This is a genomic window from Celeribacter neptunius, from assembly GCF_900113955.1.
In the GTDB taxonomy this organism is placed as follows: domain Bacteria; phylum Pseudomonadota; class Alphaproteobacteria; order Rhodobacterales; family Rhodobacteraceae; genus Celeribacter; species Celeribacter neptunius.
Genome location: NZ_FORH01000004.1, coordinates 21,599 through 47,490 on the forward strand (window position 1 = coordinate 21,599; position 25,892 = coordinate 47,490).

Annotated in this window: 27 protein-coding genes; 12 read left to right on the forward strand and 15 right to left on the reverse strand. The window is 62.0% G+C overall.

Annotation, left to right across the window (positions count from 1 at the left end; translation table 11 throughout):
• Positions 1-49: 49 nt before the first annotated feature.
• From lspA to BM151_RS11110, 4 genes are all read right to left on the reverse strand, one after another.
• A complete protein-coding gene (lspA, locus tag BM151_RS11095) occupies positions 50-523 on the reverse strand; it encodes a signal peptidase II (RefSeq protein WP_090060795.1) in 474 nt (157 codons plus the stop codon).
• Positions 524-532: 9 nt separating this feature from the next.
• Complete coding sequence (purH, locus tag BM151_RS11100) at positions 533-2,122, reverse strand: bifunctional phosphoribosylaminoimidazolecarboxamide formyltransferase/IMP cyclohydrolase (protein ID WP_090061130.1); 1,590 nt, start codon at positions 2,120-2,122, stop codon at positions 533-535.
• Positions 2,123-2,169: 47 nt separating this feature from the next.
• Positions 2,170-3,873 carry a heparinase II/III family protein gene (locus BM151_RS11105; protein ID WP_245781185.1) on the reverse strand — a complete coding sequence of 568 codons (1,704 nt, stop codon included), beginning with the start codon at positions 3,871-3,873 and terminating at the stop codon, positions 2,170-2,172.
• 133 nt (positions 3,874-4,006) lie between these two features.
• On the reverse strand, positions 4,007-5,302 hold the full coding sequence (locus BM151_RS11110) for an RsmB/NOP family class I SAM-dependent RNA methyltransferase (protein ID WP_090060797.1): 1,296 nt from the start codon (positions 5,300-5,302) through the stop codon (positions 4,007-4,009).
• Between the two features lie 69 nt (positions 5,303-5,371).
• On the opposite strand from BM151_RS11110, the gene BM151_RS11115 reads away from it, so the two are divergent.
• Positions 5,372-5,581: a DUF1674 domain-containing protein gene (locus BM151_RS11115; RefSeq protein WP_090061131.1), complete on the forward strand. Its 210-nt coding sequence runs from the start codon at positions 5,372-5,374 to the stop codon at positions 5,579-5,581.
• 77 nt (positions 5,582-5,658) lie between these two features.
• On the opposite strand, the gene dapB is transcribed toward BM151_RS11115, so the two are convergent.
• Complete coding sequence (dapB, locus tag BM151_RS11120; RefSeq protein WP_090060798.1) at positions 5,659-6,468, reverse strand: 4-hydroxy-tetrahydrodipicolinate reductase; 810 nt, start codon at positions 6,466-6,468, stop codon at positions 5,659-5,661.
• A 103-nt stretch (positions 6,469-6,571) separates the two neighbouring features.
• Between dapB and rbfA the strand changes: the two genes are divergently transcribed.
• From rbfA to BM151_RS11135, 3 genes are read left to right on the forward strand one after another with little or no spacing between them, the layout of a single operon-like run.
• The gene (gene rbfA / locus BM151_RS11125) at positions 6,572-6,994 is read left to right on the forward strand and encodes a 30S ribosome-binding factor RbfA (RefSeq protein ID WP_090060799.1); all 423 of its coding nucleotides are present in this window, start codon (positions 6,572-6,574) and stop codon (positions 6,992-6,994) included.
• Positions 6,994-7,902, forward strand: coding sequence for a tRNA pseudouridine(55) synthase TruB (gene truB / locus BM151_RS11130; protein WP_090060800.1), 909 nt, complete (start codon positions 6,994-6,996; stop codon positions 7,900-7,902). The genes rbfA and truB overlap by 1 nt, the downstream gene beginning before the upstream one ends.
• A gap of 60 nt (positions 7,903-7,962) precedes the next feature.
• Positions 7,963-8,469 carry a DUF1643 domain-containing protein gene (locus BM151_RS11135; protein ID WP_090060801.1) on the forward strand — a complete coding sequence of 169 codons (507 nt, stop codon included), beginning with the start codon at positions 7,963-7,965 and terminating at the stop codon, positions 8,467-8,469.
• Positions 8,470-8,484: 15 nt separating this feature from the next.
• Here the strand turns inward: BM151_RS11135 and BM151_RS21960 are convergent, their stop codons facing one another.
• Positions 8,485-9,795 carry a calcium-binding protein gene (locus tag BM151_RS21960; RefSeq protein ID WP_143093086.1) on the reverse strand — a complete coding sequence of 437 codons (1,311 nt, stop codon included), beginning with the start codon at positions 9,793-9,795 and terminating at the stop codon, positions 8,485-8,487.
• Positions 9,796-9,980: 185 nt separating this feature from the next.
• On the opposite strand from BM151_RS21960, the gene BM151_RS11145 reads away from it, so the two are divergent.
• Both BM151_RS11145 and rpsO read left to right on the forward strand, forming a co-directional pair.
• The gene (locus BM151_RS11145; protein WP_090060803.1) at positions 9,981-10,271 is read left to right on the forward strand and encodes a DUF5665 domain-containing protein; all 291 of its coding nucleotides are present in this window, start codon (positions 9,981-9,983) and stop codon (positions 10,269-10,271) included.
• A 178-nt stretch (positions 10,272-10,449) separates the two neighbouring features.
• On the forward strand, positions 10,450-10,719 hold the full coding sequence (gene rpsO / locus BM151_RS11150) for a 30S ribosomal protein S15 (RefSeq protein ID WP_090060804.1): 270 nt from the start codon (positions 10,450-10,452) through the stop codon (positions 10,717-10,719).
• 128 nt (positions 10,720-10,847) lie between these two features.
• Here the strand turns inward: rpsO and BM151_RS11155 are convergent, their stop codons facing one another.
• Positions 10,848-11,717, reverse strand: coding sequence for an SGNH/GDSL hydrolase family protein (locus tag BM151_RS11155; RefSeq protein WP_245781186.1), 870 nt, complete (start codon positions 11,715-11,717; stop codon positions 10,848-10,850).
• Between the two features lie 388 nt (positions 11,718-12,105).
• Here BM151_RS11155 and pnp point away from each other — a divergent pair, with 388 nt between their 5' ends.
• Positions 12,106-14,238, forward strand: a complete 2,133-nt coding sequence (gene pnp / locus BM151_RS11160) for a polyribonucleotide nucleotidyltransferase (RefSeq protein WP_090060805.1) — start codon at positions 12,106-12,108, stop codon at positions 14,236-14,238.
• Positions 14,239-14,321: 83 nt separating this feature from the next.
• Here pnp and BM151_RS11165 read toward each other — a convergent pair whose 3' ends face one another.
• The 4 genes from BM151_RS11165 to BM151_RS11180 all read right to left on the reverse strand — a co-directional run bounded on the left by BM151_RS11165 (position 14,322) and on the right by BM151_RS11180 (position 17,187).
• A complete protein-coding gene (locus tag BM151_RS11165) occupies positions 14,322-15,215 on the reverse strand; it encodes a glycosyltransferase family 92 protein (RefSeq protein ID WP_090060806.1) in 894 nt (297 codons plus the stop codon).
• Between the two features lie 76 nt (positions 15,216-15,291).
• Positions 15,292-15,945: a peroxiredoxin gene (locus BM151_RS11170; protein ID WP_090060807.1), complete on the reverse strand. Its 654-nt coding sequence runs from the start codon at positions 15,943-15,945 to the stop codon at positions 15,292-15,294.
• A gap of 120 nt (positions 15,946-16,065) precedes the next feature.
• Complete coding sequence (locus BM151_RS11175) at positions 16,066-16,713, reverse strand: RluA family pseudouridine synthase (RefSeq protein WP_090060808.1); 648 nt, start codon at positions 16,711-16,713, stop codon at positions 16,066-16,068.
• 12 nt (positions 16,714-16,725) lie between these two features.
• Complete coding sequence (locus tag BM151_RS11180; protein ID WP_090060809.1) at positions 16,726-17,187, reverse strand: GAF domain-containing protein; 462 nt, start codon at positions 17,185-17,187, stop codon at positions 16,726-16,728.
• An 88-nt stretch (positions 17,188-17,275) separates the two neighbouring features.
• Here BM151_RS11180 and BM151_RS11185 point away from each other — a divergent pair, with 88 nt between their 5' ends.
• A complete protein-coding gene (locus BM151_RS11185; protein ID WP_090060810.1) occupies positions 17,276-17,620 on the forward strand; it encodes an STAS domain-containing protein in 345 nt (114 codons plus the stop codon).
• A gap of 58 nt (positions 17,621-17,678) precedes the next feature.
• A complete protein-coding gene (locus BM151_RS11190; protein ID WP_245781187.1) occupies positions 17,679-18,101 on the forward strand; it encodes an ATP-binding protein in 423 nt (140 codons plus the stop codon).
• Between the two features lie 57 nt (positions 18,102-18,158).
• Here the strand turns inward: BM151_RS11190 and hspQ are convergent, their stop codons facing one another.
• On the reverse strand, positions 18,159-18,485 hold the full coding sequence (gene hspQ, locus BM151_RS11195; RefSeq protein WP_090060812.1) for a heat shock protein HspQ: 327 nt from the start codon (positions 18,483-18,485) through the stop codon (positions 18,159-18,161).
• A gap of 88 nt (positions 18,486-18,573) precedes the next feature.
• Here hspQ and BM151_RS11200 point away from each other — a divergent pair, with 88 nt between their 5' ends.
• The 3 genes from BM151_RS11200 to BM151_RS11210 all read left to right on the forward strand — a co-directional run bounded on the left by BM151_RS11200 (position 18,574) and on the right by BM151_RS11210 (position 20,997).
• The gene (locus BM151_RS11200) at positions 18,574-19,455 is read left to right on the forward strand and encodes an AEC family transporter (protein WP_090060813.1); all 882 of its coding nucleotides are present in this window, start codon (positions 18,574-18,576) and stop codon (positions 19,453-19,455) included.
• A 161-nt stretch (positions 19,456-19,616) separates the two neighbouring features.
• Positions 19,617-20,210 carry a hypothetical protein gene (locus tag BM151_RS11205; RefSeq protein WP_218151358.1) on the forward strand — a complete coding sequence of 198 codons (594 nt, stop codon included), beginning with the start codon at positions 19,617-19,619 and terminating at the stop codon, positions 20,208-20,210.
• A 202-nt stretch (positions 20,211-20,412) separates the two neighbouring features.
• Positions 20,413-20,997, forward strand: coding sequence for a transglycosylase SLT domain-containing protein (locus tag BM151_RS11210; protein ID WP_090060814.1), 585 nt, complete (start codon positions 20,413-20,415; stop codon positions 20,995-20,997).
• Positions 20,998-21,043: 46 nt separating this feature from the next.
• Here BM151_RS11210 and BM151_RS11215 read toward each other — a convergent pair whose 3' ends face one another.
• The 3 genes from BM151_RS11215 to BM151_RS11225 form a co-directional block, all read right to left on the reverse strand.
• The gene (locus BM151_RS11215) at positions 21,044-21,655 is read right to left on the reverse strand and encodes a LolA family protein (protein WP_090060815.1); all 612 of its coding nucleotides are present in this window, start codon (positions 21,653-21,655) and stop codon (positions 21,044-21,046) included.
• A 127-nt stretch (positions 21,656-21,782) separates the two neighbouring features.
• Positions 21,783-24,689: a DNA translocase FtsK gene (locus tag BM151_RS11220; protein ID WP_090060816.1), complete on the reverse strand. Its 2,907-nt coding sequence runs from the start codon at positions 24,687-24,689 to the stop codon at positions 21,783-21,785.
• Between the two features lie 13 nt (positions 24,690-24,702).
• A complete protein-coding gene (locus tag BM151_RS11225) occupies positions 24,703-25,884 on the reverse strand; it encodes an aminotransferase class I/II-fold pyridoxal phosphate-dependent enzyme (protein ID WP_090060817.1) in 1,182 nt (393 codons plus the stop codon).
• Positions 25,885-25,892 lie beyond the last annotated feature (8 nt).

Below are 25,892 nucleotides of genomic sequence, written 5' to 3' on the forward strand. Positions count from 1 at the left end.
GTTGCGCCAAATCGCGTCAGAGCATGTTTAGACCAGACGACAGCCGAGGTCACGCCCGGTTTTTACGCTCGCCGGTGAAAAGAATGAGACCGAAAGCACCGGCGAAAATCATGATATCGGCAATATTGAAAGAATAGGGGTTGGAAAAGCCGCAACACGACATGTTGAGGAAATCCGCCACGGCGCCATAGGCAATGCGATCCACGGCATTGCCAAGCGCACCACCGATCAGGAGGCCGGCACTCAATTTGCCGAGCCAGGACATCGGCTCGCGCCGCACCCAGATCAGGATACCCGCAGAGATCGCCACGGCGAGCACCACCCAGCCCCAGCGCAACAGGTCGCCATGACCGGACAAGAGCCCGAAATTGGCGCCGCGGTTCCACGCCATGTGGAACACGAGATAGGGGGGCAGAACGTCGATCTGCCCCACCGTCTTGAGATCCATGACCTGGACCACGGCCCATTTCGAGAGCTGGTCGATCACGAATGTGATCAGCGCTGCAAGTGCCGTGATCCGCATCTGTACCTCCTAGTGACGGAAGTGGCGCATGCCGGTCAGCACCATGGCCAGACCCGCCTCATTGGCCGCGTCGATCACCTCCTGATCGCGCATCGAGCCGCCCGGCTGGATGACACAGGAGGCACCGGCGGCGGCCGCTTCGAGCAGACCGTCGGCGAAGGGGAAGAACGCATCGGACGCCACGGCGGAGCCCTTGGTCAGAGGTTCATCGAGCCCCATGGCCTCGGCCATGCGTTCGGCTTTCTTGGCGGCGATCAGGGCCGAGTCGAGACGCGACATCTGACCGGCGCCGACACCGACGGTGGCCTGATCCTTGACGTAGACGATGGCGTTGGACTTGACGTGCTTGCCGACTTTCCAGGCAAACAGCAGGTCTTTCATCTGTTCCGGGGTCGGGGCTTTCTCTGTGACGACTTTCAGATCGTCCATGCCGATGAACCCCGCATCCTTGTCCTGGAACAGGTAGCCGCCAGCAACCTGACGGATCGTGTTCGGCTTCGCCAGAACATCCGGCAGACCCTCGGTGGTCAGCAGACGCAGGTTCTTCTTGGCGGCAAAGATTTCCTTGGCCTCGTCGGAGGCACCCGGCGCGATGACGACCTCGGTGAAGATTTCGGTGATCGCCTTGGCGGTCTCGGCATCGAGTTTCTGGTTCAGCGCCACGATGCCACCAAAGGCCGATGTGCGGTCGCAATCGAACGCCTTGTTATAGGCTTCAATGAGAGTCGCACCTTTCGCCACACCGCAAGGGTTGGCATGTTTGATGATCGCCACGGCCGGGGTCTCCGCCGGATCGAACTCGGCGACCAGCTCAAACGCCGCATCGGTGTCGTTGATGTTGTTGTAGGACAGTTCCTTGCCCTGATGCTGCACGGCGGTGGCAACGCCCGGACGCTCCGAGCCGTCGACATAGAAGGAGGCGGACTGGTGCGGGTTTTCGCCGTAGCGCAGGGTTTGCTTGATCTGACCGGCGACAACGCGACGACGCGGGGCCGCCTCACCGATGGCATCGGCCATCCAGTTCGACACGGCGGCATCATAGGCGCCGGTGCGGGCGTAGGCGATCTGCGCCATTTTCTGACGGAACGCATAGGAGGTCTGGCCGTCGTTGGCGTCGAGCTCGGCGATCAGCGCGTCGTAATCTTCGACATCGACGATGGTGGTGACGAACCCGTGATTCTTCGCCGCCGCGCGGATCATCGCCGGACCGCCGATGTCGATGTTCTCGATCATCTCGTCATACGCGGCACCACGGGCCAGCGCGGCTTCGAACGGGTAAAGGTTCACAATCAACAGGTCGATGCCACCGATCTCATGCTCTTCCATGGCTTTGACATGTTCGGCATTGTCGCGCAGCGCCAGAAGCCCGCCGTGCACACGCGGGTGCAGGGTTTTCACGCGCCCGTCCATCATTTCCGGGAAACCGGTGACATCGGCCACGTCCTTGACCGCGAGCCCCGCATCGCGCAGCGTCTTGGCCGAACCACCGGTGGAGAGCAGTTCGACGCCCTTGGCAGCGAGCGCCTTGCCCAGCTCGATGAGGCCGGTTTTGTCGGATACGGAAAGAAGCGCGCGCTTCACGGGATAAAGATCGGTCATGGTGGCAGTCCCCAGATGATCGAGCAAAGAGGCTCGATGGCAGTCGTTCAGCTCAGGGTCTCGTTGTCCATCTCAAGGTCGCGGAGCGTCGTCGGCGTCTCCTGCGCCTTGGCCAATGTCCAACGGACACGGGTCGCATAATCCATTGCCGCCGCAGATAGAACCACTTGTTTCGCCGCACGGGGCTTTAATCGGTTTTTTTCCAGATAAACTGAGCGCTCGAGGCTCAATTTCGCGCGACCATCGTGCCGGAACACCCAGATCTCGCCGGATTTGAGCGCCAGCGACACCGCGGTGCCGCCCATGTCAAGCTCCGCATCGACATCCGGATGCAGGTGGAACCGCACCTGAAACGGGATGCCCTGGAGCTTGAGCCGGTCCATCATCCGGTCGAATTGCCGCTCGTCCTCGGCGGTGATCGTCGCCAGCGTGTCCTCGCCGGCAATGCCGCGCCCGTCTTTCGACAGTTCGATCTGGCGGATATGGGTGAGCCCATGGGTCGGCGTATAGCCGTTGTGACCGGCGACAAAGCCGCCGCCATCATCCCCCGCACGCAGTTCGAGCCGCACATCGTCGGGCACGTCCACGAGCAATTCGCGCAGATGCCCGCCGATCATCTTTTTCGGCCCGAGCCGCGATGACGAGAATCCTTCGATCCCCAGGGTCGAATGCGACGGCGTCGCCCGGCCTGCACGGCGCCAATCGGCCCCGAAACTGCTGCCGGCGCCGCAATTGACGATCAGCGGCCGACGTCCCGAGGTCAGTTCAAACGCCAGAGTCGAGGCATGGGCATTATAGGAAGCTTCCTGACGCGGCGGCGGCGCGGCATCGACGATGATCGAACTGCGCCCGGCCGAGAGCCGCAGAAACCCCATGTGAAGCGCCTGCCCCGGCGGCGTCTTGTTGCCCGAACTGGCCAGCGCGTGATCGAGCCGCCCCTCGGCGCCGCGCCCGCCGCCATGGAACCGCGCCAGCCCGCCGTCGGAATGGCGCAGCGCCCGCAGGGTCGGCGCAATGCGCTCGATCGCCTCGAGATGCGCCGTGTCGGCGATTTTGCCAGCTTCCGAGAGCGCCGCCGCCGCCCAGGTCAGGAGCGTGAAGACTTCCAGAAGCTCTTCCGGATTGCGGGTCGGAATGCCGCCCTCTTCGTCAATCTCCGCCGCGCATTCATGAGCCAAGGCTTTGACCGCGGGGGCGACATGCTCCTCCATGCCGACCAGCGACAGACCGGCATAGATCAGCCCGGTGAGCGCCTCGAACCGGGGCAGGCCGGGGCTCGCTGTCTGCCAGCGCCGCGACAGGAAAATCGTCTGCTGCCCGAGCGTGCGGTAAAAGGCGTTGGAAACCTCGCTCTCCTGGCCGGAGAGGAAAAACAGCGCGTGATGAATCCAGCGGATGAGCCGTCGCCCGGTCAGATCCGGGGTCCAGCCGGGACCTGTGCCGCGCGCGTAGCGCTCCATCCAGAGCTTGATCCAGTCCTGCGCCCGATGCCGCGCATTGAAATCGCCCACGGCCGCCAGATCGTCGAGCCAGGCAAAACCATGAATTTCCTCGACAAATCCGGATGCGGGGGCTTCGAGATCCCAGATCGACGTATTCGGCGCCTCGACCAGATAGCCGGCGAACAGGAAATTGCCGCCGATGAGTTGCCGCCCACGGGCAAAGGAGCCGATGGATTTCGGTTCCGGTTGCGACACGAATCCCATGGCCGGTTTCGCACGCGCGGCGCGCCACGCATGATACCTGTTCATGCGGCGAATATTTCTTACGCGCCAATCCTCGCTCTGCGACATGCCGGGCCTGCCCCACCCTGTTTTCCGGGTCATTTTCGTTTGCCCTGAAAGATAGCGAGCGGGAGGACCGCTGTCATTCGGAAATGCCCGCTCAAGCCCCGGGTCTCAGCACCGTGATGAAGAATCCATCCATGCCGCCGAGATCGGGCCAATAGTCGGGCCGGGTTCTGAGCCCCTCTTCGCCGATCCAGTCGGAATCAATCCCCGGGATGCGCAGTGCTTCGAGATCGACGGTCAGGCCGGGGTGACGTGCCATCGCGTCGCGCACCTGTTCCTCGCCCTCGTCGATGAGCAGGCTACAGGTGCAATAGACCAGCTTTCCGCCCGGTTTAAGCATCCCCAAAGCCCGGTCGATCAGATGTTCCTGCAACTCGAAAAGACCCGGAAAATCCGATCCGTCTTTCACATGCGGCAAGTCGGGGTGCCGACGGATCGTGCCCGTCGCCGTGCAAGGCGCATCGAGCAGGATCGCATCAAACGGCCCGCCCTCGTATTCCAGCGCATCGCCGACGGCAATTTCCGCCGACAGGCCACAGCGAGCGAGGTTTTCCCGCACCCGCGCCATCCGCGATTCGGAAATGTCGAGCGCGGTGACCTCGGCCCCCATGGCCGCGAGCTGCATGGTCTTGCCGCCCGGCGCGGCGCACATATCGAGCACACGGGCGCCTTTCTCGGGCGCAAGGATTCGCGCCGGCAGGCTGGCGGCCGCGTCCTGCACCCACCAGTCGCCTGCCGCGAACCCGTCGAGCTTGGTCACCTGTACCGCGGCATCCAGACGGACCGAACCGGTGGGGAGCACCGTGCCGCCGAGCTTTTCGGCCCAGCCTTCGGCATCCGATTTCACGGTTGATTTCACGGTCAGATCCAAGGGCGCACCCTTGGCCTGTGCCGCCTCCATCGCCGCCACGCCGGCCTTGCCGAAATCCGCCACCAGCGGCTTGCGCAGCCATTTCGGCAGCATCGGCGCCGGCAACCCGTCCCATTTCGCCTTTTCCGCGTCGATCTTGCGCAGGACCGCATTGACCAGCCCTTTGAAATGGCTGGATTTCGGGCGCTCCTGCATCAGCGTCACATAGGCGTTCACCACACCGTGAGCGGCCTCCTGCATGGCGCAGATCTCGAACACCCCCATGCGCAGGGCATTCATCACATGCGGCGCGGGGCGTTTCGAGAGATGCGGCCCGAGCATGCGGTCGCAGCGATCGATGACGCGCAGCGCCTCGGTCACGAGCCGCTGGGCGCGGGCGCGATCCTCGGGCGAGAGATCTTTCGTGCGATTGAGCAGCACTTCGGACAGGAGCCGTTTCTCCACGAGCACGGCGTCCAGAAGGGCCAGAGCGGCCCGGCGGGCGGCAAGCCCGGCGACATCAGATGATCTTGTTTTCATGGTCCGACCCCGTATATCAGTTGGGGAAGCCGGACAAGAAAATCCGAAGGACACACCAAGGACATGGCCATGAGCGATCAGCCCGTACATAAGACCGAGGAACGCGACATCTCGCACCTGCCCGCCGCTGCCCAGCGCGCGCTTCAGGAGGCAGAAGACCGCCGCAAGGCCCGCGAAGAGGCGGTCAAGGCGATGCCGACCGAGCTTGGCGGGCGCGACGGGCCGGAACCGGTGCGCTATGGCGATTGGGAGAAAAAAGGCCTCGCCATCGATTTCTGACATCGACCGTCAGGCAACAAGGAAAAACCCGCGTCCTCTCGAACGCGGGTTTTCTTTTGCTTCATCTGTCGCTCGGCTCAAAGGCCCAGCACATCCAGCATGTCATATTCGCCGGGTTTCTTGCCCTGCCCCCAAAGCGCGGCTTTCAAGGCGCCCTTAGCAAAGAGCGAGCGATCGGAGGCGACATGGCGCAGGATGATCCGCTCTCCCTCGCCCGCGAACATCACATCGTGCTCACCGACGATATCGCCGCCACGGATGGCAGAGAAGCCGATGTCGCCCGGTTTGCGAGCGCCAGTGATGCCGTCGCGCCCCGAGTCGCGCACCTCCTCGAGCTTCACCCCACGCCCCTCGGCGGCGGCCTCGCCCAGCATCAGCGCGGTGCCCGAAGGCGCATCCACCTTGCGGTTGTGATGGGCTTCGATGATCTCGATATCGTAATCGGCGTCCAACGCGGCAGAGACCATTTTGGTCAGCTTGGTCAACAGGTTGACGCCAAGCGACATATTGCCGGCGCGGATGATCGTGGCATGGCGCGCGGCGGCGGTAATCTTTGCGAGATCTTCCTCGGTCATGCCCGTGGTGCCGATGACATGGACGCAGCGGGCCTGCGCCGCGAGCCCGGCGAATGCAATGGTCGCGGCAGGTGCGGTGAAATCGATCACCGCCTGCGCTTTCGCGAAAGCGTCCAAGGCGTCATCCGTGACGGTGACGCCCAGCGCCGCCCCGCCCATGGCCTCGCCGATATCGCGCCCGATCCAGTCATGGCCCGCGCGCTCGACCACGCCGACAAGTTTGCATTTGTCAGAGGCCACAACGGTTTTGATCAGCATCTGGCCCATGCGGCCGGAGGCGCCGGTGATGACAATGCCGGGAAGCTCGCTCATGTCTTTGGTCTCCTGAAATATCCTGCGGGCGAGCTTTAACCTGTGCGCGGGGTTTTGGCAAAGCCCGCTTGCAAGACTCTCTTTGGAGGACTATCTGGCCCCCATGGCAAAACGTTCTCATTCCGGCGGCCCCTCGGGGTCGCACCGTACCCTTCGCGTGGGCGAGGCCATCCGGCGTCGCCTTTCCGAAATCCTGAGCCGTGGCGAAATCCACGACCCGGATCTGACAGCCCTGTCGATCACGGTGGGTGAGGTGCGCGTCAGCCCGGATTTGCGGGTGGCGACGGCCTATGTGTTGCCTCTGGGTGGCAAGGACGCGGAAGAGGCCTTGCAGGCGCTCAGACGGAACCGCGGCGAGATCCGGCACCAAATGGGCAAGGCGCTTGGTATCAAGCACACGCCGGAGATGCGCTTTGCGCTCGACGACACATTCGACCGGATGGACGCGACGCGGCGGATGTTCGCGGATGAGAATGTCCAGCGCGATCTGCACAAAGACGATCGCGAAAGCGACGAGGAAGAGTAATGGCCCGACGCAAGAAGGGGCGCGCGGTTCACGGCTGGCTGGTCGTGGACAAGCCCGCCGGCATGACCTCGACCGCCGTTGTGAACAAGGTGCGCTGGGCTTTCGATGCGCAAAAGGCCGGCCATGCCGGTACGCTCGACCCGGAGGCGACCGGGGTTCTGGCCGTGGCGTTGGGCGAGGCGACCAAGACCGTGCCCTATATCACCGAAGCGCTGAAATGCTACCGCTTCTCGGTGCGTCTCGGACAGGCGACCAACACCGACGATGCCGAGGGCGAGGTGATCTCCGAGAGCGATGCGCGCCCGACAGATGACGAGATCGACGCGGCTCTGGCGCAGTTCGAAGGCGATATCATGCAGGTGCCGCCGAAATTCTCCGCCGTGAAGATCGACGGGGAACGCGCCTATAAACGCGCCCGCGACGATGAGGATTTCGAGATTGCCGCCCGCCCGCTCTATGTCGACGAGCTGAAATTCATCGAACGCAAGGATGCGGATCACGTCATTCTGGAAATGGTCTGCGGCAAGGGCGGCTATGTCCGTGCGATTGCCCGCGATCTCGGCGAGGCTCTGGGATGCTACGGCCATGTCGAATGGCTGCGCCGGGAATGGTCCGGGCCCTGGGATGCCGACGAGGGCGTGTCGCTCGCGGAAATCGAAGAGCTGGCAAAAACCCCGGAGATCGACCAATTCCTGCGCCCGGTCGAAGAAGGTCTCGCCGATCTCGACGAGGTGATGTGCAGCCCCGATGGTGCGATGCGTCTGAGAAACGGCAACCCCGGCATGGTCTACCCGGCCGATGGCGTCGAATATGGCGACGAGGTCTGGGGATCGTTCGAGGGCAAGCCGGTCGCCGTGGGCCAGTACAAGGGCGGGGAATTACATCCCTCGCGCGTGTTCAACCTCTGAACCCGCCATATCTTGCCCTGATCGCTTGAAAGCTCGGGGTAAAACCGGCATTCAAAGCCCATGATCACACGCACCCATACCAAGGGCGACGCGCCCTCCACCGCCGTCTACTCCGATTGCGAACACTACCGTTATTCTCTGGTCCGGACCTGGGAGCCCGAGGGGCGCAAGGCGCTCTTCGTCATGCTCAACCCCTCGACCGCCACGGAAGTCCAGAACGATCCGACGGTGGAACGCTGTGAAAGACGGGCGCGGGCCCTGGGCTTCGGCGCCTTCTGTGTGACCAATATCTTTGCCTGGCGCGACACCGATCCGAGAAAGATGCGCGCCGCCACCGATCCGGTCGGGCCGGAAAATGACGCGGCGATTGCGGATTGGGCGCAATGGGCGGATCAGATCGTTTGTGCCTGGGGCACCCATGGCGCGCATCTGGGTCGCGGCGCGGCGGTGGAGACGCTGCTGCGCGGCACCGGGCGGGATCTCTATCACCTCGGCCTCTCGAAAGCCGGGCATCCGAAACACCCGCTCTATATCGCCTATAGCCAACAGCCGGAGCTCTGGCCCTGATCGGACTGGATCGGATCAGGAGGTGAGCGCGGAAGGGCTGATCTCGACCAGAACATCGTCGACGGTGGCATGGGGCGAGCCGTAGAGCACCGCGACCACATCGCCATTGACGATCACCTGGCTCGAGGCCCCATCCACGGTCTGGCTCACCTCGACATCGAGCGTGCCGGTGTAACTGTCATTCGGATCGAGCGTGATTCGCAGGAAATCTTCGCCCTCGGAGAAATCGGTGATCTGGGCATGGCCGACGCCGGCATTGGCGTCGTAATAGAGCCAGAACGTGTCATCCCCCGCACCGCCGGCTGCGGTGTCCTCGCCATCCATGATCAGCGTGTCGTCGCCATCGCCGCCATAGAGCCGGTCGGCCCCATCATCGCCCGAGATCACATAGTCGGAGCCCGTGTCATCGCCGGCGTAAATCAGATCATCGCCGGCCCCGCCCGCGAGATAGGCCGTGCCGTCGCCGCCATAGATCACGTCATTGCCATCGCCGCCATCGACAATCGCCGCGTCATCGCCGGTGGCGATCACATCGTCCCCGGCCCCACCGGTGACGAGATTGAGCGTGCCTTCGGTGTCGATATGTGCCGTGCCGCCCTCGTCCAGTGTGAGGGTGGCATCCGTGCCGCCCTGCATCGTGTCATCGGCCAGGACCAGCGTCTCCCCCGTATCGGAAAGCACATGCTCAACGGTCTCGCCGGTGGTTTCGCCCGTGGCCGCGGGAGTGTCATCGTCATTCGGCGCGATCGCGCCGAAATCGCCCAGCTCGTTCAAGGCATAGAGCGTCGTTTCACCGCTCTCGGGATCGAATATCGAGACCGAAATATCATCGGCGGGCAATGTATCATGCCCCAGGAAGGACAGGATGGTTTCGTCCTCGTCGGTGGCATAGGAAAGCGAGGTGCCGATCTCGGCCCCCTCCGCGTCGACCAGCGGCTCGACGATGAATTCGCCGGCGCCGCCATCGTTGACGTTCAAGGTGACGTGGTCGACATCCGCCTCGAAATCCGCGAACAAAGTCTCGCCGGAACCGAGCACGACCTCGTAATCATCCCCCGTCCCGGCATCGGTTTCCGCCGCATCCGCATCATCGACGGTCTCGCCGGTTGCAGTGTCGTCAGAGAGGAGATCGGTCTCGCCTTCATCGCCGGATGCATAGTCGAGCACATCGCCCGCGCCCTCGGCCGCCTGGCTGTCGTCGAAAGCCGCGTTCCCGGTCTCTTCGGACGCGTCCTCCTCCTCCGGCGTCTTGTCACCAAGCGCTGCGATATCTCCGATTGCGAATGCTGCCGGAACCAGTCCCAAGAGCGCCAAGGCCCATAACATTTGCCCACACCTCACACAAATCCATCCAAGTGTACCCTAAATGTTCTCTCTAGTTTGGAAAGGTAAATCTCCGGACAAGTTAATCTAAATATCTGTTAGGAAACATTAATTTTCAATCTCCAAGATTCGGTGTAGAAGGGAGTCGGGGGAGCGGCCCCCAATGACACCACAGCAAAGAGGCAGCCATGGCGGAAGATCATTTTTCGCAGGATATCAAGGACCTGAAGGCGGAATTGGAGCGGCTGAACGGGCATCGTTTCATCCGGGTTCACAATTCCACCTGGCGGTTGGTCTGGTTTCAGTTCCTGCGCGGGCTGGCCTTCGGTTTCGGCTCCGTGGTGGGCGCCTCGATCGTCGTGTCGATCGTCGGCTTTATGCTCAACCAGATGGAAGTGGTGCCGATCATCGGCGACTGGGCGAAACAGCTGGCCGGTGAGATCATGCAGGATGCGCAGCAGATGGGCGCGGGTCAGTAAGACCGACCACAAGACCACCAAGGCGGGCATCCGCGCAGACAAAAGGCTTTCTTTTCCACAAGAATCCGGTTAAACGCGCGCATTCCTTGACCCCATGTCAGGGAATGACTCTCCAAGGGCCCTGCTGGACGACATCCCGGCTTGCGCCATAACCCTTTGTTTTCGAAAGGAGACCCCGATGTCGATCACTGCTGAAGAAAAAGCCCGCCTGATCAAGGAATTCGGTACCAAAGAAGGCGACACCGGTTCGCCCGAAGTTCAGGTTGCCATCCTGTCCTCGCGGATTGCCACGCTCACCGAGCACTTCAAAACCCACAAAAAAGACAACCACGGCCGTCGCGGCCTGCTGATGATGGTTGCCCAGCGTCGTAAGCTGCTGGACTACGTCAAAGGCAAAGACCAGGCACGCTACCAGTCCCTCATCGAACGTCTGGGCCTGCGTCGCTAAACTCTTTTCGCAGCGCAGATCCGCTCTGCAAAGCGATGTGTGTTTGAAGATCCTCCGGGAAACCGGAGGATTTTTGCTTTTCCGGGCACCTTGGTCGGGAAGCTCGCCCAGACCTCGATACCAGACGCTCAACGCGCCTTGTCGATCTGACGGATAAGATCGGCCAGTTTCTCTCCGATCACCCGGGAGCCCTTCTTCGACGGGTGGATCATGTCCACCCCGTGAAAGCTGCGGTCCCCCTCGGGCACGAGACGCGACAGGTCGAGGAAATAGACCCCGTCACTCTGCGCCGCCATGGCGGACACCCGGGCTTCGAATTCGTCGCCCAGATCGCGGCAGGCATCGATCATGGAATCGACGCCGGGGCTGCGCAGATAGCCGAGATAGACGACATTGGCGCCGGTCTGACGGATCTGATGCACCAGTCTCGGGATCTCGCCGCGCGTGCCGTCGGCGGCAATCATCCGCGCCATTTTGCGGTCGCATTTGTGACAGCCGCAGCCGAGCCAGAGATCGTTGCCACCGCCATTGATCACCACCCAATCGACCTTGTCGCCCCGGTACTGTTTGGAGATCTTCATCCCCATGGCGCCGGTGATCGGCAGGCCATAGATGATCCGGGCGCCGCCGATGGCGCGATTTTCCACCGGCTCGCCCAGAACAACGGAGAGCACATCGGCGATCGAGGCCCCCGACACCCCGTGCCAGGCCATCATCGAATCCCCCAGCGTCAGAATGCGTGCGGTCGCAGCCGCCGACGCCGCCGGAGCGCCCTGGCTCTCCTGCGCTCCGTGTGCCGTCTCTGCCGTCTCTGCCACCTGTGCGGCCTCGCCGGCCCTGAGCGGATCTCCGATCAGGCTCACCGCCAGGGCGAGCACCAGGAACAGGGTCGAAAGCCCCCCCGGGAACCGCCCAGAAAACAGCCCAGCAAACCGCGACGGCATCGGGAAAAACGCGGAGGACAGTTTTGGCCACACGCGACGCTTGCGGGATTGCACGGCAGTCACCTCATCTCTCAAATGCGGCGGGACCGGAACAGGTGTTCCCCACCACAGGGTCTTGAATTGCTAAGCCCGGCCGCCGGTTCAGACGGCACAGCCCCCGGAAATCATGCCGGGTCTCATGGTCGCCGCCGGATCATCTCTGGAATTCCACCCCGCGAGCGCCGAGAGAAATACCCGGGATCGGCCGGAAAATCCCCAATGCTTTGCGGCGCACGAAGTCTTTTACAAAACCCCGGAATTCCTGTATGGGCCAGTGCATCTGAGACGTAACGCAAAGACCCCGGCGTTGTGAATAGAAGATATGGGGTCGGCGGCAATGGGGCCGCCACGCAAACGGGAGACGCGGGAGGGCCCGCGAGTGCTCCCAAACAGGATACGCTGAATGTTCAACGAAGTTAAAAAATCGATCCAGTGGGGCGAAGAGACCCTCACGCTGGAAACGGGCAAGGTTGCCCGCCAGGCCGATGGCACCGTCATCGCCACCCTTGGCGAAACCTCGGTGATGGCCAACGTCACCTTCGCCAAGCAACAGAAAGAGGGCCAGGACTTCTTCCCCCTCACTGTTCACTACCAGGAAAAATACTATGCCGCCGGCAAGATCCCGGGCGGCTTCTTCAAACGCGAGGCACGCCCGACCGAGAAAGAGACGCTCACTGCGCGTCTGATCGACCGTCCGATCCGCCCGCTGTTTGTCCCCGGCTTCAAAAACGAAGTTCTGGTGATGTGCACCGTGCTCAGCCACGATCTGGTCAATGACCCGGATGTGGTGGCGATGATCGCCGCCTCTGCCGCCCTGACCATCTCGGGCGCGCCCTTCATGGGTCCGATCGCCGGTTGCCGCGTCGGCTTCGAGGATGGCGAATACATCCTGAACCCGACCGTCGATGACATGCAGGGCCTGCGCAACAATCCGGACCAGCGTCTGGACCTCGTCGTCGCCGGCACCAAAGACGCCGTGATGATGGTCGAATCCGAAGCCTACGAGCTGACCGAAGAGGAAATGCTCGGCGCCGTGACCTTTGCCCATGAGCAGATCCAGCCGGTCATCGACTGCATCATCGATCTCGCCGAAGAAAGCGCGAAAGAGCCGTTCGAATTCTCCGCGCCGGATTATTCCGCACTCTTCGAAGTGGTGAAAGCCGCCGGTGAAGAGCAGATGAAAGCCGCTTACGCGATCCTCGACAAACAGGAACGTGTGGCCGCCGTCTCTGCCGCCAAGGAAGCGATCAAAGCGACCCTGACCGAAGAGCAGCTCGAAGACGCCAACCTCGGCTCCGCGCTCAAAAAGCTCGAATCCACCGTGCTGCGCTCTTCCGTTGTGAAAGAGGGCAAGCGGATCGACGGTCGTGCATTGGATCAGGTGCGCCCGATCACCTGTGAGACCGGCCTTCTGCCGCGCACCCACGGTTCCGCCCTGTTCACCCGCGGTGAGACCCAGGGCCTCGTGGTCACCACGCTCGGCACCGGCGACGATGAGCAGATCATCGACGCGCTGCACGGCAACTTCCGCTCCAACTTCCTGCTGCATTACAACTTCCCGCCCTACTCGGTCGGTGAGGTTGGTCGTGTCGGCTCCCCGGGGCGTCGTGAGATCGGTCACGGCAAACTGGCATGGCGCGCCCTGCAGGCCGTTCTGCCCGCTGCCACCGACTTCCCCTACACGATCCGCGTGGTCTCCGAGATCACCGAATCGAACGGCTCCTCCTCGATGGCCTCCGTCTGCGGCGGTTCGCTGTCGATGATGGACGCCGGTGTGCCGCTCAAATCCGCCGTGGCCGGTGTGGCCATGGGCCTGGTGCTCGAAGACGACGGTGAGTTCGCCGTTCTGACCGACATCCTGGGCGACGAGGATCACCTCGGCGACATGGACTTCAAAGTGGCAGGGACCGAGAACGGCATCACCTCGCTGCAGATGGACATCAAGGTGCAGGGCATCACGCCCGAGATCATGAAGCAGGCTCTCGCTCAGGCGAAAGAAGGCCGCATGCACATCCTCGGCGAGATGAACAAGGCGCTTTCGGGTGCCGGCGAATTCTCCGCCCACGCCCCGCGCATCGAGACCATGCAGATCCCGACCGACAAGATCCGCGAAGTGATCGGCTCCGGCGGCAAGGTGATCCGCGAGATCGTCGAAACCTCCGGTGCGAAAGTCGACATCAACGACGAGGGCATCATCAAGATCGCCTCCGCCAATGGTGAGGCGATCAAGAAGGCTTACGACATGATCCACTCGATCGTGGCCGAGCCGGAAGAAGGCGTGGTCTACAAGGGCAAGGTCGTGAAACTCGTCGATTTCGGCGCGTTCGTGAACTTCTTCGGCAAACGTGATGGCCTTGTGCACGTGTCTCAAATCGAGAACCGTCGCCTGAACCATCCGTCCGACGTGCTCAAAGAAGGTCAGGAAGTCTACGTCAAGCTTCTCGGCTTCGACGATCGCGGCAAGGTCCGCCTCGGCATGAAAATGGTCGATCAGGAAACCGGCGAAGAGGTTGCTCCGGAGAAAAAAGAGGACTGATCCTCACTCCATGGAAATAAGAAAGCCCCGCTTCTGGCGGGGCTTTTTGTTTGGCCCTGTACGAGGGGCCGATCGCATGGGTCTCAGCTCTCCAAATACCACCGTTTCGCCGCCAGATCCTCGACGCTTTCGGCCTCGATCTGATCGACCTTGCGCATCACGCGGCGGTAGTGGTCCTTGGCGTCCTGGGTCATGTTCGAACCACGGGTGATCTTGGACATCAGCTCGGCATTCGAGCGGGTGTAATAGTGGTTCAGCTGGATGTGTTTTGCCGAGTAGAAAGACGGTGTCTTCCGGTCGCCGGCGGAGAGCCGATGCCCCCTGTCATTCGCGCTGCGCGTCGATCCGTCCGTCTCGATCGAATGCACCTTGATCGCGGTGACATGGCAAGGGTCCACGATCATCTTGAAGTTGCACATGCCCTTCAGGGGACTCATCGGGTCCGGGTGACGGCGGGTGTAATTGGCGATGATCCCGCCCTCCGGCGGGTCCTCGAAACCGTTGCGGCCGAACATGTGCCAAGGCAGGGAAATATTCACCTCGCCCTCGAGATGCGCGAGGCAGTCGAGCAGCGTGCCCCCGGATTTCGGCACCAGGAATTCGTCGACGTCGATAAAGGACATCCAGCGGAACTGATCGCCGAAATTGCGCACCGCATGGGCATAGGCCAGAACCTGATTGTGGATCTCGGCGCCGGTGACGCCATCGCGAAGCTTCTGGTTCCACGGGATCACCGTGACGTTCTGAACCCCGACGGCCGCGACCAGTTGCACCAGCGTGCTGTCGGTCGAGCCATTGTCATAGACGTAGAAATGCCGCACCCCGGCCTTGCGATGGAACCGCGCCCATTCGGCGATATGGTCCTCTTCGTCGCGCACGATGAGCACGATCGCCAAGCCCTCCCGATCCGGCAGGGCCTTGGGCGGGTCAAGCGCGATACGCGAGATCGATTTTGTGCGGCGCAGGAAGGAAAACATGAAAAAACCCCATTCGCGAACAGCTTAGAAAAGTTTTCCGTCCGCGAACAGGGTGATTTTTAGCGAGCGTTAACGCTTACTTCGGGTCTTTGACGAAGCGCAGATAGGGCAGTTTCACTTCGACGTCGCCGAATTTCGCGGCGGCTTCATCGTCGGTGAGCGACAGGGCGGCGATCACGTCCTGACCCGTGGTCCAGTTCGCCGGCGTGGCGAGCGGCACACCATAGGTTTTCTGCAGACCGTCGAGCGCGCGCAGCACTTCGGCGAAGTTGCGGCCCACCGACATCGGGTAGGTCATGATCAACTGCACTTTCTTGTCCGGCGAGATGATGAAGACCGAACGCACGGAAGCGGAATCCGCGGCGGTGCGGCCATCCGGCAGATAGGCTTCGGCCGGCAGCATGTCGAAGGCCTTGGAGACGGCCAGATCGGTGTCGGCGATGATCGGGAAACCGGCTTTGGCGCCCGCGAAACCTTCGATATCGGCTTTCCATTCGACGTGCTCTTCAGCACCATCCACGGAGAGGCCGATCACCTTGGTGCCGCGCTTTTCCCACTCAGCCGCAAGTTGTGCCACGGCGCCGAATTCGGTGGTGCACACCGGGGTGAAATCTTTCGGGTGCGAGAACAGGATGGCCCAGCTGTCACCGATCCAGTCGTGGAAGGTGATCTCGCCCTGATCGGTCATGGCGGTGAAGTTCGGGACGATGTCGTTAATGCGAAGACCCATGGTCAACTCCTTTGAAAAAGTGCGTAGTCCAAGAAGTTAGATACATTCTAAATTCTGGATTTCCACCCTGTTTCCGGTAACCGCGACAAATTTGCTCGGGTTTACCCGCCTGGGCGTTTCTCAGAACGGGCATTTCGCGGTAAAGGACAGGCCGGCACCGCCATCCGGATGACGAAAGCGCAATTGTTCGGCATGGAGCATCAGCCGCGGGGCGTTCCGCGCCGCGCCCGTGGCATAGAACGGATCGCCCATGATCGGGTGACCGATGGCCAGCATATGCACGCGCAGCTGATGCGAACGTCCCGTCTTGGGCATGAGGCGCACTCGCGTCTGATCGCCCTCGTAACGCACCACACGCCAATCGGTAACGGCGGGCTTGCCGGTCTCGTGACAGACCATCTGTTTCGGCCGGTTCGGCCAGTCGACGATCAGCGGCAGATCCACCGTGCCGGTCTTTTCGGCGATATGGCCATGCACCCAGGCGACATAGGTCTTTTTGGTCTGACGTTTCTCGAATTGCAGCCCGATATGGCGCTGTGCATGCGGCGTCATGGCAAAGACCATGACCCCGGATGTGTCGCGATCGAGCCGGTGGATCAGAAGCGCCTCGGGAAAAGCCGCCTGAATCCGCGACATCAGGCAATCGGCAAGATGCGCGCCCTTGCCCGGCACGGAGAGCAGCCCCGAAGGCTTGTCGACCACGAGGATCTCATGATCCATATGCAGGATCTTCAGCGGTTCTTGCGGCGGATTATAGGCGTCACTCATGGCGGGCGGATATCACGCACGGGTCACATTGGCAAAGACCGTATCGAGGATCCCGGTGAGGGCCAGGGCATCGTCTTCGGTGAAGGCGTCCGGCAGATCGCTGTCGAGATCGAAGACGCCCAAAAGCTCCCCTTTTGCATTTTGCACAGGGAGGACCAGCTCGGACCGGGTCGAGGAGGCACAGGCAATATGGCCCTCGAAAGCCTCGACATCGGGCACGAGCTGCACCGCACGCGTGCGGGCACAGGCGCCGCAGACCCCGCGCGAAAACGGGATCACAAGACAGCCATGCCCCCCCTGGTAAGGCCCTATCTTCAAGAGATCTTTTTCGACGGTCCGGTAGAATCCGGTCCAGTTGAAGCGGCGATCCGACTGATGCACTTCGCAGGCGACGGTGGCCATGAGCGCGATTTCATCCGTCTCCCCTGCGCAGAGGGCCGCAATCCGCGCCGACAGGCCAGCATAGTCACACATTATTTTCTCCACTTTCCTGATCTCAAAAACCCATTGGTAAGATTTGGCCCCTAGGATCAAGCCCAAGAGAGCAACAAAGGTACGACATATGAAACTGGAGCATCAGGATTTTGATGACGTAAGAGTCGTAAGCGTCGGTGAAAACCGGATCGACGCGGCCTGCGCCATTCAATTCAAGGATGAAATGCGCGCCCTCAGCGACAGCGGTCCGGCCCGGATCGTTCTCGATCTGGGCAATGTCGAGTTTCTCGACAGTTCCGGGCTGGGCGCGGTGGTGGCCGCACTCAAGGCCGTCCGCAACGGCCAGCAGCTTGAACTGGCGGCGCTGCACCCGACGGTGCAACGCGTGTTTCGCCTGACCCGCATGGACACGGTCTTCAAGATCCACACCAGTGTCGCCGACGCCGTAGAGGGGATCGCGAATGCGTCATGAGGGCAATCTCAATTCCCTGCGGAACTGGGAGAAGGCCGGACATCCGAGAGACAATGAGTTGAGAATCATCATCCCAGCATCATTAGGCGCGGTCAGACGTGGCCTCGAGAACATCAAGACCGGGCTGGCGCCGTTCGGTTTCTCCGCCGACGAGCTGTCGAGCCTCGAGATCGTGCTGGCGGAAGCGCTCAACAATATTGTCGAACATGCCTATACGGAGGCCGACAATGGGCTGATCGAAGTCAGCCTGACGCAAATCCCCTGTGGCCTGGCCTGCACCATCATCGACAACGGCAAGATGATGCCCGGCGGTGAGCCGCCGCTTGGCCTGCAGGCCAATCTCGACTGCGACCGCGCCGATCTGCCCGAGGGTGGCTTTGGCTGGTTCCTGATCCGCGAACTGGCGCATGAGCTGGACTACCAGCACATCGATGGCCAGAACAAACTGAGCTTCCGCCTGGCGATCGGCGAGATGAGCTGAACGCCCGCGGGGGTTCCAAGACGACTCTGCCGCTCAGGCGCAGAGCAGATCGTGCAATCAATTCATCTGAAAATGCAGCGGATAGGCGCCGTCCTCGAACGGGCCGAAGAGATCCGAGAGATCGGGATGCTCGACCGGCATGCCGGAATAATCCGCCACCAGATTCTGTTCCGAGACATAAGCCACGTAATAGCTCTGATCGTTTTCCGCGAGCAGATGATAAAACGGCTGATCCTTGTCGGGGCGCACATCCTCGGGAATGGCGGCATACCATTCCTCGGTGTTCGAAAACATCGCATCCACGTCAAAGACCACACCGCGGAAGCTGTGCTTGCGGTGGCGGACAACCTGTCCGAGATGATATTTGGCGCGTGTCTGCATCATGATGACATTGCAACCCCCATATATGGTTAGTAGACCGTAAAAACGGCGCATGTCCACGGGGGACGGCCAATCAATCGGGAAACAGACTGTGAACCTTGTTTTGACAGTGCTCGAAATCGTCGCGCCGGTTTTCATCCTGGCGCTGATCGGATTCACCTGGGTGAAGACGGGGCATGAGTACCGGCTGGAGTTCGTCACCAAGCTCACCATGACGCTGTCGGTGCCGGCGCTGATCTTTACCGCGCTGGTCAAGGCCGAGATCGACCCGACGGCGCTCACCGCGCTCTCCCTGGCCTCGGTCGCGGCCTATGGCGGGGTGACGATCGCCGCCTGGCTGGTCACCAAGGCCCTGCGCCTCGACACCCGCACCTATCTGGCACCGCTGATCTTTGGCAACACCGGCAATCTCGGCTTGCCGCTGGCGCTTTTTGCCTTTGGCGAGGCGGGGTTGAGCTATGCGGTGGTGGTGTTTGCCGCGATGGCGCTCTGGTCGTTCACCTTCGGGGTCTATGTCACGGCGGGCGGTGGCTCTCCGGCGAAGGCCTTCAAGGAACCGCTGGTCTGGGCGACGGCACTTGGCGGGTTGTTCCTGTGGCAGGGCTGGACCCTGCCGGAGGTGGCGATGAACACATTGGGGCTTCTGGGCCAGATCGCCATTCCGCTGATGCTGATCACCCTTGGCGTCGCCGTCGCCCGGCTGCATCCGCACGGGCTCGGCCGCGCCGCGCTGATGGCTTTGGGCAAGGCCGTGCTCTGCGCCGGCATCGCCGCGCTGGCCGGATGGTATTTCAATCTCGATGCCGTGCCTTTCGCCGTTCTGGTTGTGCAAATTGCAACGCCGGTGGCCGTCACCTCCTATATGCTGGCCGAAAAATACGGTGCGGATTCCGATGCGGTGGCAGCGCTCGTCGTCTCCTCGACGCTTCTCTCCGTGATCTACCTGCCGGTGCTTCTGGCGCTACTGATCTGACCCTGATCGGCAGTCCGCCGCACAGATTTCGATCCACGCGCAATAATCAGACATGAAAATGTCATCGCATCGATACGCCGATGCAACAAAGCCATCCAACAAGATTGACAGCGTGAACCCCTCGCCATCAGTCTGAAATGGTTGATTTTTGGAGATATTGCATGATGCGCCCCAGCCGCTTTGCCACCGCCGCGCTCGCCCTTTTTGCGGCACTTCCCCTGTCTGCTCAGGATGCACCGCTCGACACGCTGCCGACGCGCGACCGGCTGGCCTGGATGGCGGCGGCAAAGGCCGAGGGGCGCAGCGGCACCGCGCATAAAACCGCCGCGGTCGATGCCCGCCCCGCCGTGGCCGGTGAGGTGATCGTGTCCCGCATTGCCGGTCAGGGCACCGAGACGCAATCACCGCCGGCCGAAGCCGGCGACTGGGTGGTCCGCAACCGCTGTGATGCCAGCGGCAACGAAGAGATCCTCGTCTCCGCCGCCAAATTCCCGACCCGCTACGGCACGGCCCAGTCCGCGCCGGACGCGCAAGGCTATATGGAATTCCACCCGACAGGCGCTGAGATGATCTATGCCATCGTGCCCGCCCGCGACGGGGAGTTCGCCATCGAAGCCCCCTGGGGCGAATTGCAACGGGTTCTGCCCGGCGATGCGATGGCTCAGGTGGCAACCGACCCGAACGACACCTATCGGATCGAAAAGCGCGCCTTCGAGTGCACCTACGAAATCATCACTGCTCCGCGCAATCCCTAAGCCCCGCCCCGTAAGCTCCGGCGCGGCGGGCCCTCCGGTCGATTTCCCAGGCAGGGCCTGTGCCTTCCGCCTGCGGGCCAGCCTTCGTCCCCGACAAGAAACCGCAAGCTGCGCCATCTCGCCTCGGGCCTGTTCACGGGAAAGCCATTTCACAGGGCGTTGAAATCCGCTAATATCGGTCAAAATTCAGCGAGAGGCAGTTATGAGCAGACGTCTTCGCGCATTGGCATTGTTTCTTCTGGTGGCGGCCTGCGGCAGCGGCAATTTTTCCGCGCCCCGTAACCTCGACAACGCCTGCGCCATCGTATCCGAACGCCCGAAATATCTTCGGGCGATGAAGAATACCGAACGCAAATGGGGCATTCCGGTCTATGTACAGATGGCCACTTTCTATCAGGAAAGCAAATTCATCGGCGATGCCCGCACGCCGTTTCAATACGTTCTGAACGTGATCCCGATGGGGCGTCAAAGCTCGGCCTATGGCTATGCACAGGCGCTCGACGCGACGTGGGATGAATATCGCGATACCGAAGGCGGGCGTGGCGCGCGGCGCGACCGGATTCAGGATGCCACCGATTTCATGGGCTGGTACATGAACGGCTCGACGGAAATGCTCGGCATCTCCAAAACCGACGCCCGGGCCCAGTATCTCGCCTATCACGAAGGACGCGCCGGCTATCGCCGCGGTTCATACAACGCGAAACCCTGGCTCCTGCGTGTATCTTCCGAAGTTGCCGCACGGGCCAGCACCTACCGCAGCCAGCTCACCGCCTGCGGCAAGATCTGAGGCCCAAAGGACCGGCGCCATATGAGTGGCGCCCGGTCAGCCCCGGTCAGTCGAGCGGCGTACCGCGCCGCTTGGCTTCCGAACGGATGTTGAAGCTGCTGTCGGACACAGAGCCACCGAGCGTCATACGCGTCAGCTGAACCGTCGTGGTGCCGCCGCCCTGATCATGGATGACCCAGGCCTTCAAGACCGGCGTCGGACTGAAGATCAGATCGATATAGCCATAGTCCGGATTGTCCGGGTCCTGTGCCCGCACGATGGTGTCGCCGTTTTCCTCGCGATGCGACATCACCATTTTTGCGGCATTCAAATCGACATTGCGTTTCAGGATCACCGACAACGGTGTCTGCGACAGCGGGAAGCGTTGCGGCGGTTCGTTCGAGCCGGGATCGAAAATGCCCACCTGCCCGCCGGTCACCAGCACCAGCGCGTCATCCGCACCACCGTATTGGAGCCGCATCCGCCCTGGGCGCTTGATCGTCAGCTTGCCGGCGGAACGCGATCCGTCGTCATTGGTCTGGGTGAAATCCGCCTGCACCGTGCCAAGACCGTTGAGATAGTTGGACAGGGTCGAAAGAGACAGCTTCTCGGCCGCCGCGGGGACGGCCATGGTGAGAGCGACAAGGGCGGGCGCAACTGCGGCGAAAACTCGTTTCATGACTTGAGATATAAGCCGCCCTCGCGCCGCTTTCACCTCTCATCTTCTCACATCACGCGGAATTTTCGTGATGAAACATTTGCCTGCCGGCCCCGGTCGGTGCCGTACAGGCATTTGATATTGCGGCTTATTGCTCGGGCACCAGAATTTCGCGCTTGCCGACATGGTTGGCCGAAGACACCACGCCCTCATCCTCCATCTGCTCCACCAGACGCGCCGCCTTGTTATAGCCGATCGCCAGTTTGCGCTGGATGTAGGAGGTCGAGCATTTGCGATCCTTGATCACGATGGCCACGGCCTGATCGTAGAGCGCATCCTCGCCGCCAGTGTTGCCACCTGTGAGGCCCAAGACCGCGTCGATATCGCTTTCCTTGTCGGAATCCGGCCCCTCGACCACGCCGCCGACATAGTCGGGCGGACCATAGGCCTTGAGATAGGAGACGATCTTTTCGACCTCTTCGTCGGAGACAAACGGCGCGTGGCAGCGCTGGATCTTGCCGCCGCCGGCCATGTAGAGCATGTCGCCCATGCCCAGAAGCTGTTCCGCGCCCTGCTCGCCCAGAATGGTACGGCTGTCGATTTTCGAGGTGACCTGGAAGGAGATCCGGGTCGGGAAGTTCGCCTTGATCGTGCCGGTGATGACATCGACCGAGGGGCGCTGTGTCGCCATGATCAGGTGGATGCCAGAGGCCCGGGCCATCTGCGCCAGACGCTGGATACAGGCCTCGATCTCCTTGCCCGCAACCATCATCAGGTCGGCCATCTCGTCGACGATCACGACGATAAAGGGCAGTTTCTCGGGCTGGAACTCTTCCGTCTCGAAAATCGGATCGCCGGTCTCGTCGTCAAAACCTGTCTGCACGGTGCGCGAGAACATCTCGCCTTTCGAGAGCGCATCCTTCACCCGGCCATTATAGCCGTCGATGTTGCGCACGCCCATTTTCGACATTTTGCGATAGCGGTCTTCCATCTCTGCGACCACCCATTTCAAGGCCACCACGGCCTTTTTCGGATCGGTCACCACCGGCGACAACAGATGCGGAATGCCGTCATAGACGCTGAGTTCGAGCATTTTCGGGTCGATCATGATCAACCGGCAGTCTTCCGGCGTCAGACGATACAGAAGCGACAGGATCATGGTGTTGATCGCCACGGATTTACCGGAGCCGGTGGTCCCCGCGATCAACAGGTGGGGCATCTTGGCGAGGTTGGTGACGACCGGATCGCCACCGATATCCTTGCCCAGCGCCAGAGGCAGCGACAGCTTGCCGTCGCCATAATCGCGGGTCGAGAGGATCTCGCGGAAGGACACCATTTCACGATGATCATTCGGCAGTTCGATACCAATCACAGACCGCCCCGGCACGGTCGACACACGGGCGGAGAGCGCCGACATCGAACGCGCGATGTCGTCGGCAAGACCAATGACCCGCGACGCCTTGAGACCCGGTGCGGGTTCGAGCTCGTACATGGTCACAACCGGGCCCGGACGGACCGAGACGATCTCGCCCTTGACGCCGTAGTCATCGAGCACGCTTTCCAGCATGCGGGCGTTTTCCTCAAGCGCCTCATCCGAGAGCGTGTGGCGCACGATGTTGGTCGGGTTCTCCAGAAGCGACAGCGGCGGCACCTCGTATTCCGCCTCGCTCGGGTCGAATTTCAGGCTTGGCTGGGCTTCCGCCTGCGCCTGTTTCGACGGCGTCGGCGCCTTGCGCACGGGATGTTGCACCACGCGCTTCGGCTCCGGCACCGAGGGAGCCGCCGGCTCATAACGGGCCGGTTGCGGGTCGATATACTCGGGAACGTCCAGTGCCTCGTCGGCATAGGGGTCTGCGGGCTCTGCGTGGAAATCCTCGTCCGCATACTCCGCATAATGCTCCGGGACATAGCTGTCCCGCATCGGCTCTGCACCGAGTTCGGCCGGATTGGTGTCCAAAATCATCGGCGCCGGGCCTTTGCGATATTTTGCAACCGCCTTCTGGGTCGCGGTCAGAGGCGGTTCCGTCCGGGCGCCGGGCACGGTGCCACGCGGCACCGCACGGGCACGGGCGCTGATCGCCGAGGAGATTTTCGAGCGAATGCGATCGCTCTGGCCATCGCTCATATCGACATCGGGGGCGAGATCCGGCTCGATCAACTCGGGTTCCAGCTCCTCCGGCGCGCTGCGTTTCAACAGGCTCGGCATTTTCGACAGCAGCGAGGGTTTGACCTCGATTTCCGCAGAATTGGGCTCTGTTTCCGGCATCGGCGCCCGGATCACGCGGGAGCCATTCTGGGCCTCGGCTGGCTGCAATTGCGCGTCCAGCATGGCCTGTTCCTCGGCCAGAAGCCGGCGTTCCTCACGTTTGGCCGCGGCATTCTTGGCCATGCGCTGGCCCATGATGACGGAGCCCCGCGCGCCCTTGCCCATGAGATGCAGGACCAGCGCATAAAGCGACACCAGCCCCCAGAGCAGGAAACGACCGATGGATTTCAACTCGCGCAGCGTAAACCCGAGCGCGAACAGGGCGAGCGCCAGAGCCCCGAAAAAGGCGAGAAGCGCCAGCGCCTTGAGACTGAAGGCAGCGCCCAGCGGCAGGATCTGGATCAGCGCGGCCAGCACGGTATCGCCGAACAACCCGCCAAAGCTCTGCGGCGCGCTCGAGGCATGGGTCGAGGCATAGACCGCCGCCACCGCGATGGAAATCGGCACGAATACGGCCCGCGACAGGGCACGCTCCGCCCCGCGGTGCAACACGAAGCGCAACCCCCAGCCAGCAAATCCGATGGCAAAGCCCCAGGAGGCCACGCCGACGATGATCATCAGCGGAGAGGCGATCGCCGCCCCGAAATGCCCCAGGGCATTCTTGACCGGAGAATCCGTCGCCGAGAGCCAGCTCGGGTCCTCGGGCGAATAGCTGCCCAGCATCACGGCAAACAAAAGCCCGACGAGGATAAGACCGAGACCGATCAATTCCTTGCCGCGTCGTTCCAGGAGAACCTGCGTGTTTCTGTCGAAAAGCGGATCGCGACCACGTGCCTGATAGGATGCCATGCCTGCCTCTTACTTATCCGTACAAACAGTCGCGGAGCAGAGTGAGCCCGCGCTGTGTCTCTTCTTTTGGGGCCACCAGAGCGACCCGGATGTAATGTTTGCCGGGGTTGTCCCCGTTCACCTCGCGCGACAGATAGGCGCCGGGCAGGACCCGCACACCGGTTTCCGTCCAGAGTTTCATCGCCGCCTCTTCGCCGTCATTCACCGGCAGCCAGAGAAAGAATCCCGCCTCGGGCGCTTCGGCGCCCTGAATGCCGGAAAACACCGCGTCGGCCATGTCGAATTTTTCGACATATTGGGCGCGCGAGGCGATGACGTGATCTTCATCGGCCCAAACCCGGGCGGAGACCGCCTGAATCGGACCGGGCAGCGGCGCGCCGGAATAGGCCCGGAGCCTCCAGATGCGCAGCATGTTCTGCGGCCCGGAGGCCACGAAGCCCGAGCGCAGCCCCGGCAGGTTCGACCGTTTCGACAGCGAATGGAAAATCACCACGCGCTCCGGGTCCGCCCCCATCTCTTGCGCCACTTGAAGCGCGCTGACGGGCGGCTCTCCCCGGTAAATCTCGGAATAGCATTCGTCCGAAAACACTTTGAAATCGTATTTTTCCGCCAGGGCGATCAGATCGCGCAAATATGCCCGCGGCGCAATCGCCCCCTGCGGATTGGAAGGCGAACAGACATAGGCAATGGCTGTACGCTCAAGGATTTCGGGCGGCAGGCTGCTGTAATCCGGCAAAAACCCGTTATCGCGCGTGGCCGGCACGAAGACCGGCTCCGCGCCGATGGTCACGGCAGACACGGCATAGACCTGATAAAACGGGTTGGGCGTCAAAACGACCGGCTGTTTGCCGTTCTTGGTTTCCGGACACAGCGCGATACAGGCATTCATCAGCCCCTCGCGGGTGCCGTTCAGGGCCATGATCTCGCTCGCGGCATCGACGGTGACGCCGAAACGACGGCCGAGCCAGCCGGAGATTGCCCCCAGAAGCTCATCCGTGCCGTTGTTGTTCGGGTATTTGGCAAAGCCTGCGATGTTCTCGGCCAGCACCTCACCGACGAAAGACGGCATGGCATGGCGGGGTTCGCCGATGGTCATGTGCATGACCTCGCCGCCCGGCGCATGCGCGTCGAGAAGGCTCCGCAAACGCGGAAACGCATATTCCGGCAGGTTGGAAAACCGCTCAGGGAACGTCATGAAACTGC

Excerpts from the sequence above, each read along its gene's own strand:
- BM151_RS11110 (WP_090060797.1), bottom strand. The coding sequence starts at position 5,302 with ATGAAAACAAGATCATCTGATGTCGCCGGGCTTGCCGCCCGCCGGGCC.
- purH (WP_090061130.1), bottom strand. The coding sequence starts at position 2,122 with ATGACCGATCTTTATCCCGTGAAGCGCGCGCTTCTTTCCGTATCCGAC.
- BM151_RS11220 (WP_090060816.1), bottom strand. The coding sequence starts at position 24,689 with ATGGCATCCTATCAGGCACGTGGTCGCGATCCGCTTTTCGACAGAAAC.
- BM151_RS11115 (WP_090061131.1), top strand. The coding sequence starts at position 5,372 with ATGAGCGATCAGCCCGTACATAAGACCGAGGAACGCGACATCTCGCAC.
- BM151_RS11180 (WP_090060809.1), bottom strand. The coding sequence starts at position 17,187 with ATGTGTGACTATGCTGGCCTGTCGGCGCGGATTGCGGCCCTCTGCGCA.
- BM151_RS11175 (WP_090060808.1), bottom strand. The coding sequence starts at position 16,713 with ATGAGTGACGCCTATAATCCGCCGCAAGAACCGCTGAAGATCCTGCAT.
- pnp (WP_090060805.1), top strand. The coding sequence starts at position 12,106 with ATGTTCAACGAAGTTAAAAAATCGATCCAGTGGGGCGAAGAGACCCTC.
- BM151_RS11225 (WP_090060817.1), bottom strand. The coding sequence starts at position 25,884 with ATGACGTTCCCTGAGCGGTTTTCCAACCTGCCGGAATATGCGTTTCCG.
- rbfA (WP_090060799.1), top strand. The coding sequence starts at position 6,572 with ATGGCAAAACGTTCTCATTCCGGCGGCCCCTCGGGGTCGCACCGTACC.
- BM151_RS11145 (WP_090060803.1), top strand. The coding sequence starts at position 9,981 with ATGGCGGAAGATCATTTTTCGCAGGATATCAAGGACCTGAAGGCGGAA.
- BM151_RS11185 (WP_090060810.1), top strand. The coding sequence starts at position 17,276 with ATGAAACTGGAGCATCAGGATTTTGATGACGTAAGAGTCGTAAGCGTC.
- BM151_RS11135 (WP_090060801.1), top strand. The coding sequence starts at position 7,963 with ATGATCACACGCACCCATACCAAGGGCGACGCGCCCTCCACCGCCGTC.
- rpsO (WP_090060804.1), top strand. The coding sequence starts at position 10,450 with ATGTCGATCACTGCTGAAGAAAAAGCCCGCCTGATCAAGGAATTCGGT.
- BM151_RS11215 (WP_090060815.1), bottom strand. The coding sequence starts at position 21,655 with ATGAAACGAGTTTTCGCCGCAGTTGCGCCCGCCCTTGTCGCTCTCACC.
- BM151_RS11105 (WP_245781185.1), bottom strand. The coding sequence starts at position 3,873 with ATGAACAGGTATCATGCGTGGCGCGCCGCGCGTGCGAAACCGGCCATG.
- BM151_RS21960 (WP_143093086.1), bottom strand. The coding sequence starts at position 9,795 with ATGTTATGGGCCTTGGCGCTCTTGGGACTGGTTCCGGCAGCATTCGCA.
- BM151_RS11210 (WP_090060814.1), top strand. The coding sequence starts at position 20,413 with ATGAGCAGACGTCTTCGCGCATTGGCATTGTTTCTTCTGGTGGCGGCC.
- hspQ (WP_090060812.1), bottom strand. The coding sequence starts at position 18,485 with ATGATGCAGACACGCGCCAAATATCATCTCGGACAGGTTGTCCGCCAC.
- BM151_RS11165 (WP_090060806.1), bottom strand. The coding sequence starts at position 15,215 with ATGTTTTCCTTCCTGCGCCGCACAAAATCGATCTCGCGTATCGCGCTT.
- truB (WP_090060800.1), top strand. The coding sequence starts at position 6,994 with ATGGCCCGACGCAAGAAGGGGCGCGCGGTTCACGGCTGGCTGGTCGTG.
- lspA (WP_090060795.1), bottom strand. The coding sequence starts at position 523 with ATGCGGATCACGGCACTTGCAGCGCTGATCACATTCGTGATCGACCAG.
- BM151_RS11205 (WP_218151358.1), top strand. The coding sequence starts at position 19,617 with ATGATGCGCCCCAGCCGCTTTGCCACCGCCGCGCTCGCCCTTTTTGCG.
- BM151_RS11170 (WP_090060807.1), bottom strand. The coding sequence starts at position 15,945 with ATGGGTCTTCGCATTAACGACATCGTCCCGAACTTCACCGCCATGACC.
- dapB (WP_090060798.1), bottom strand. The coding sequence starts at position 6,468 with ATGAGCGAGCTTCCCGGCATTGTCATCACCGGCGCCTCCGGCCGCATG.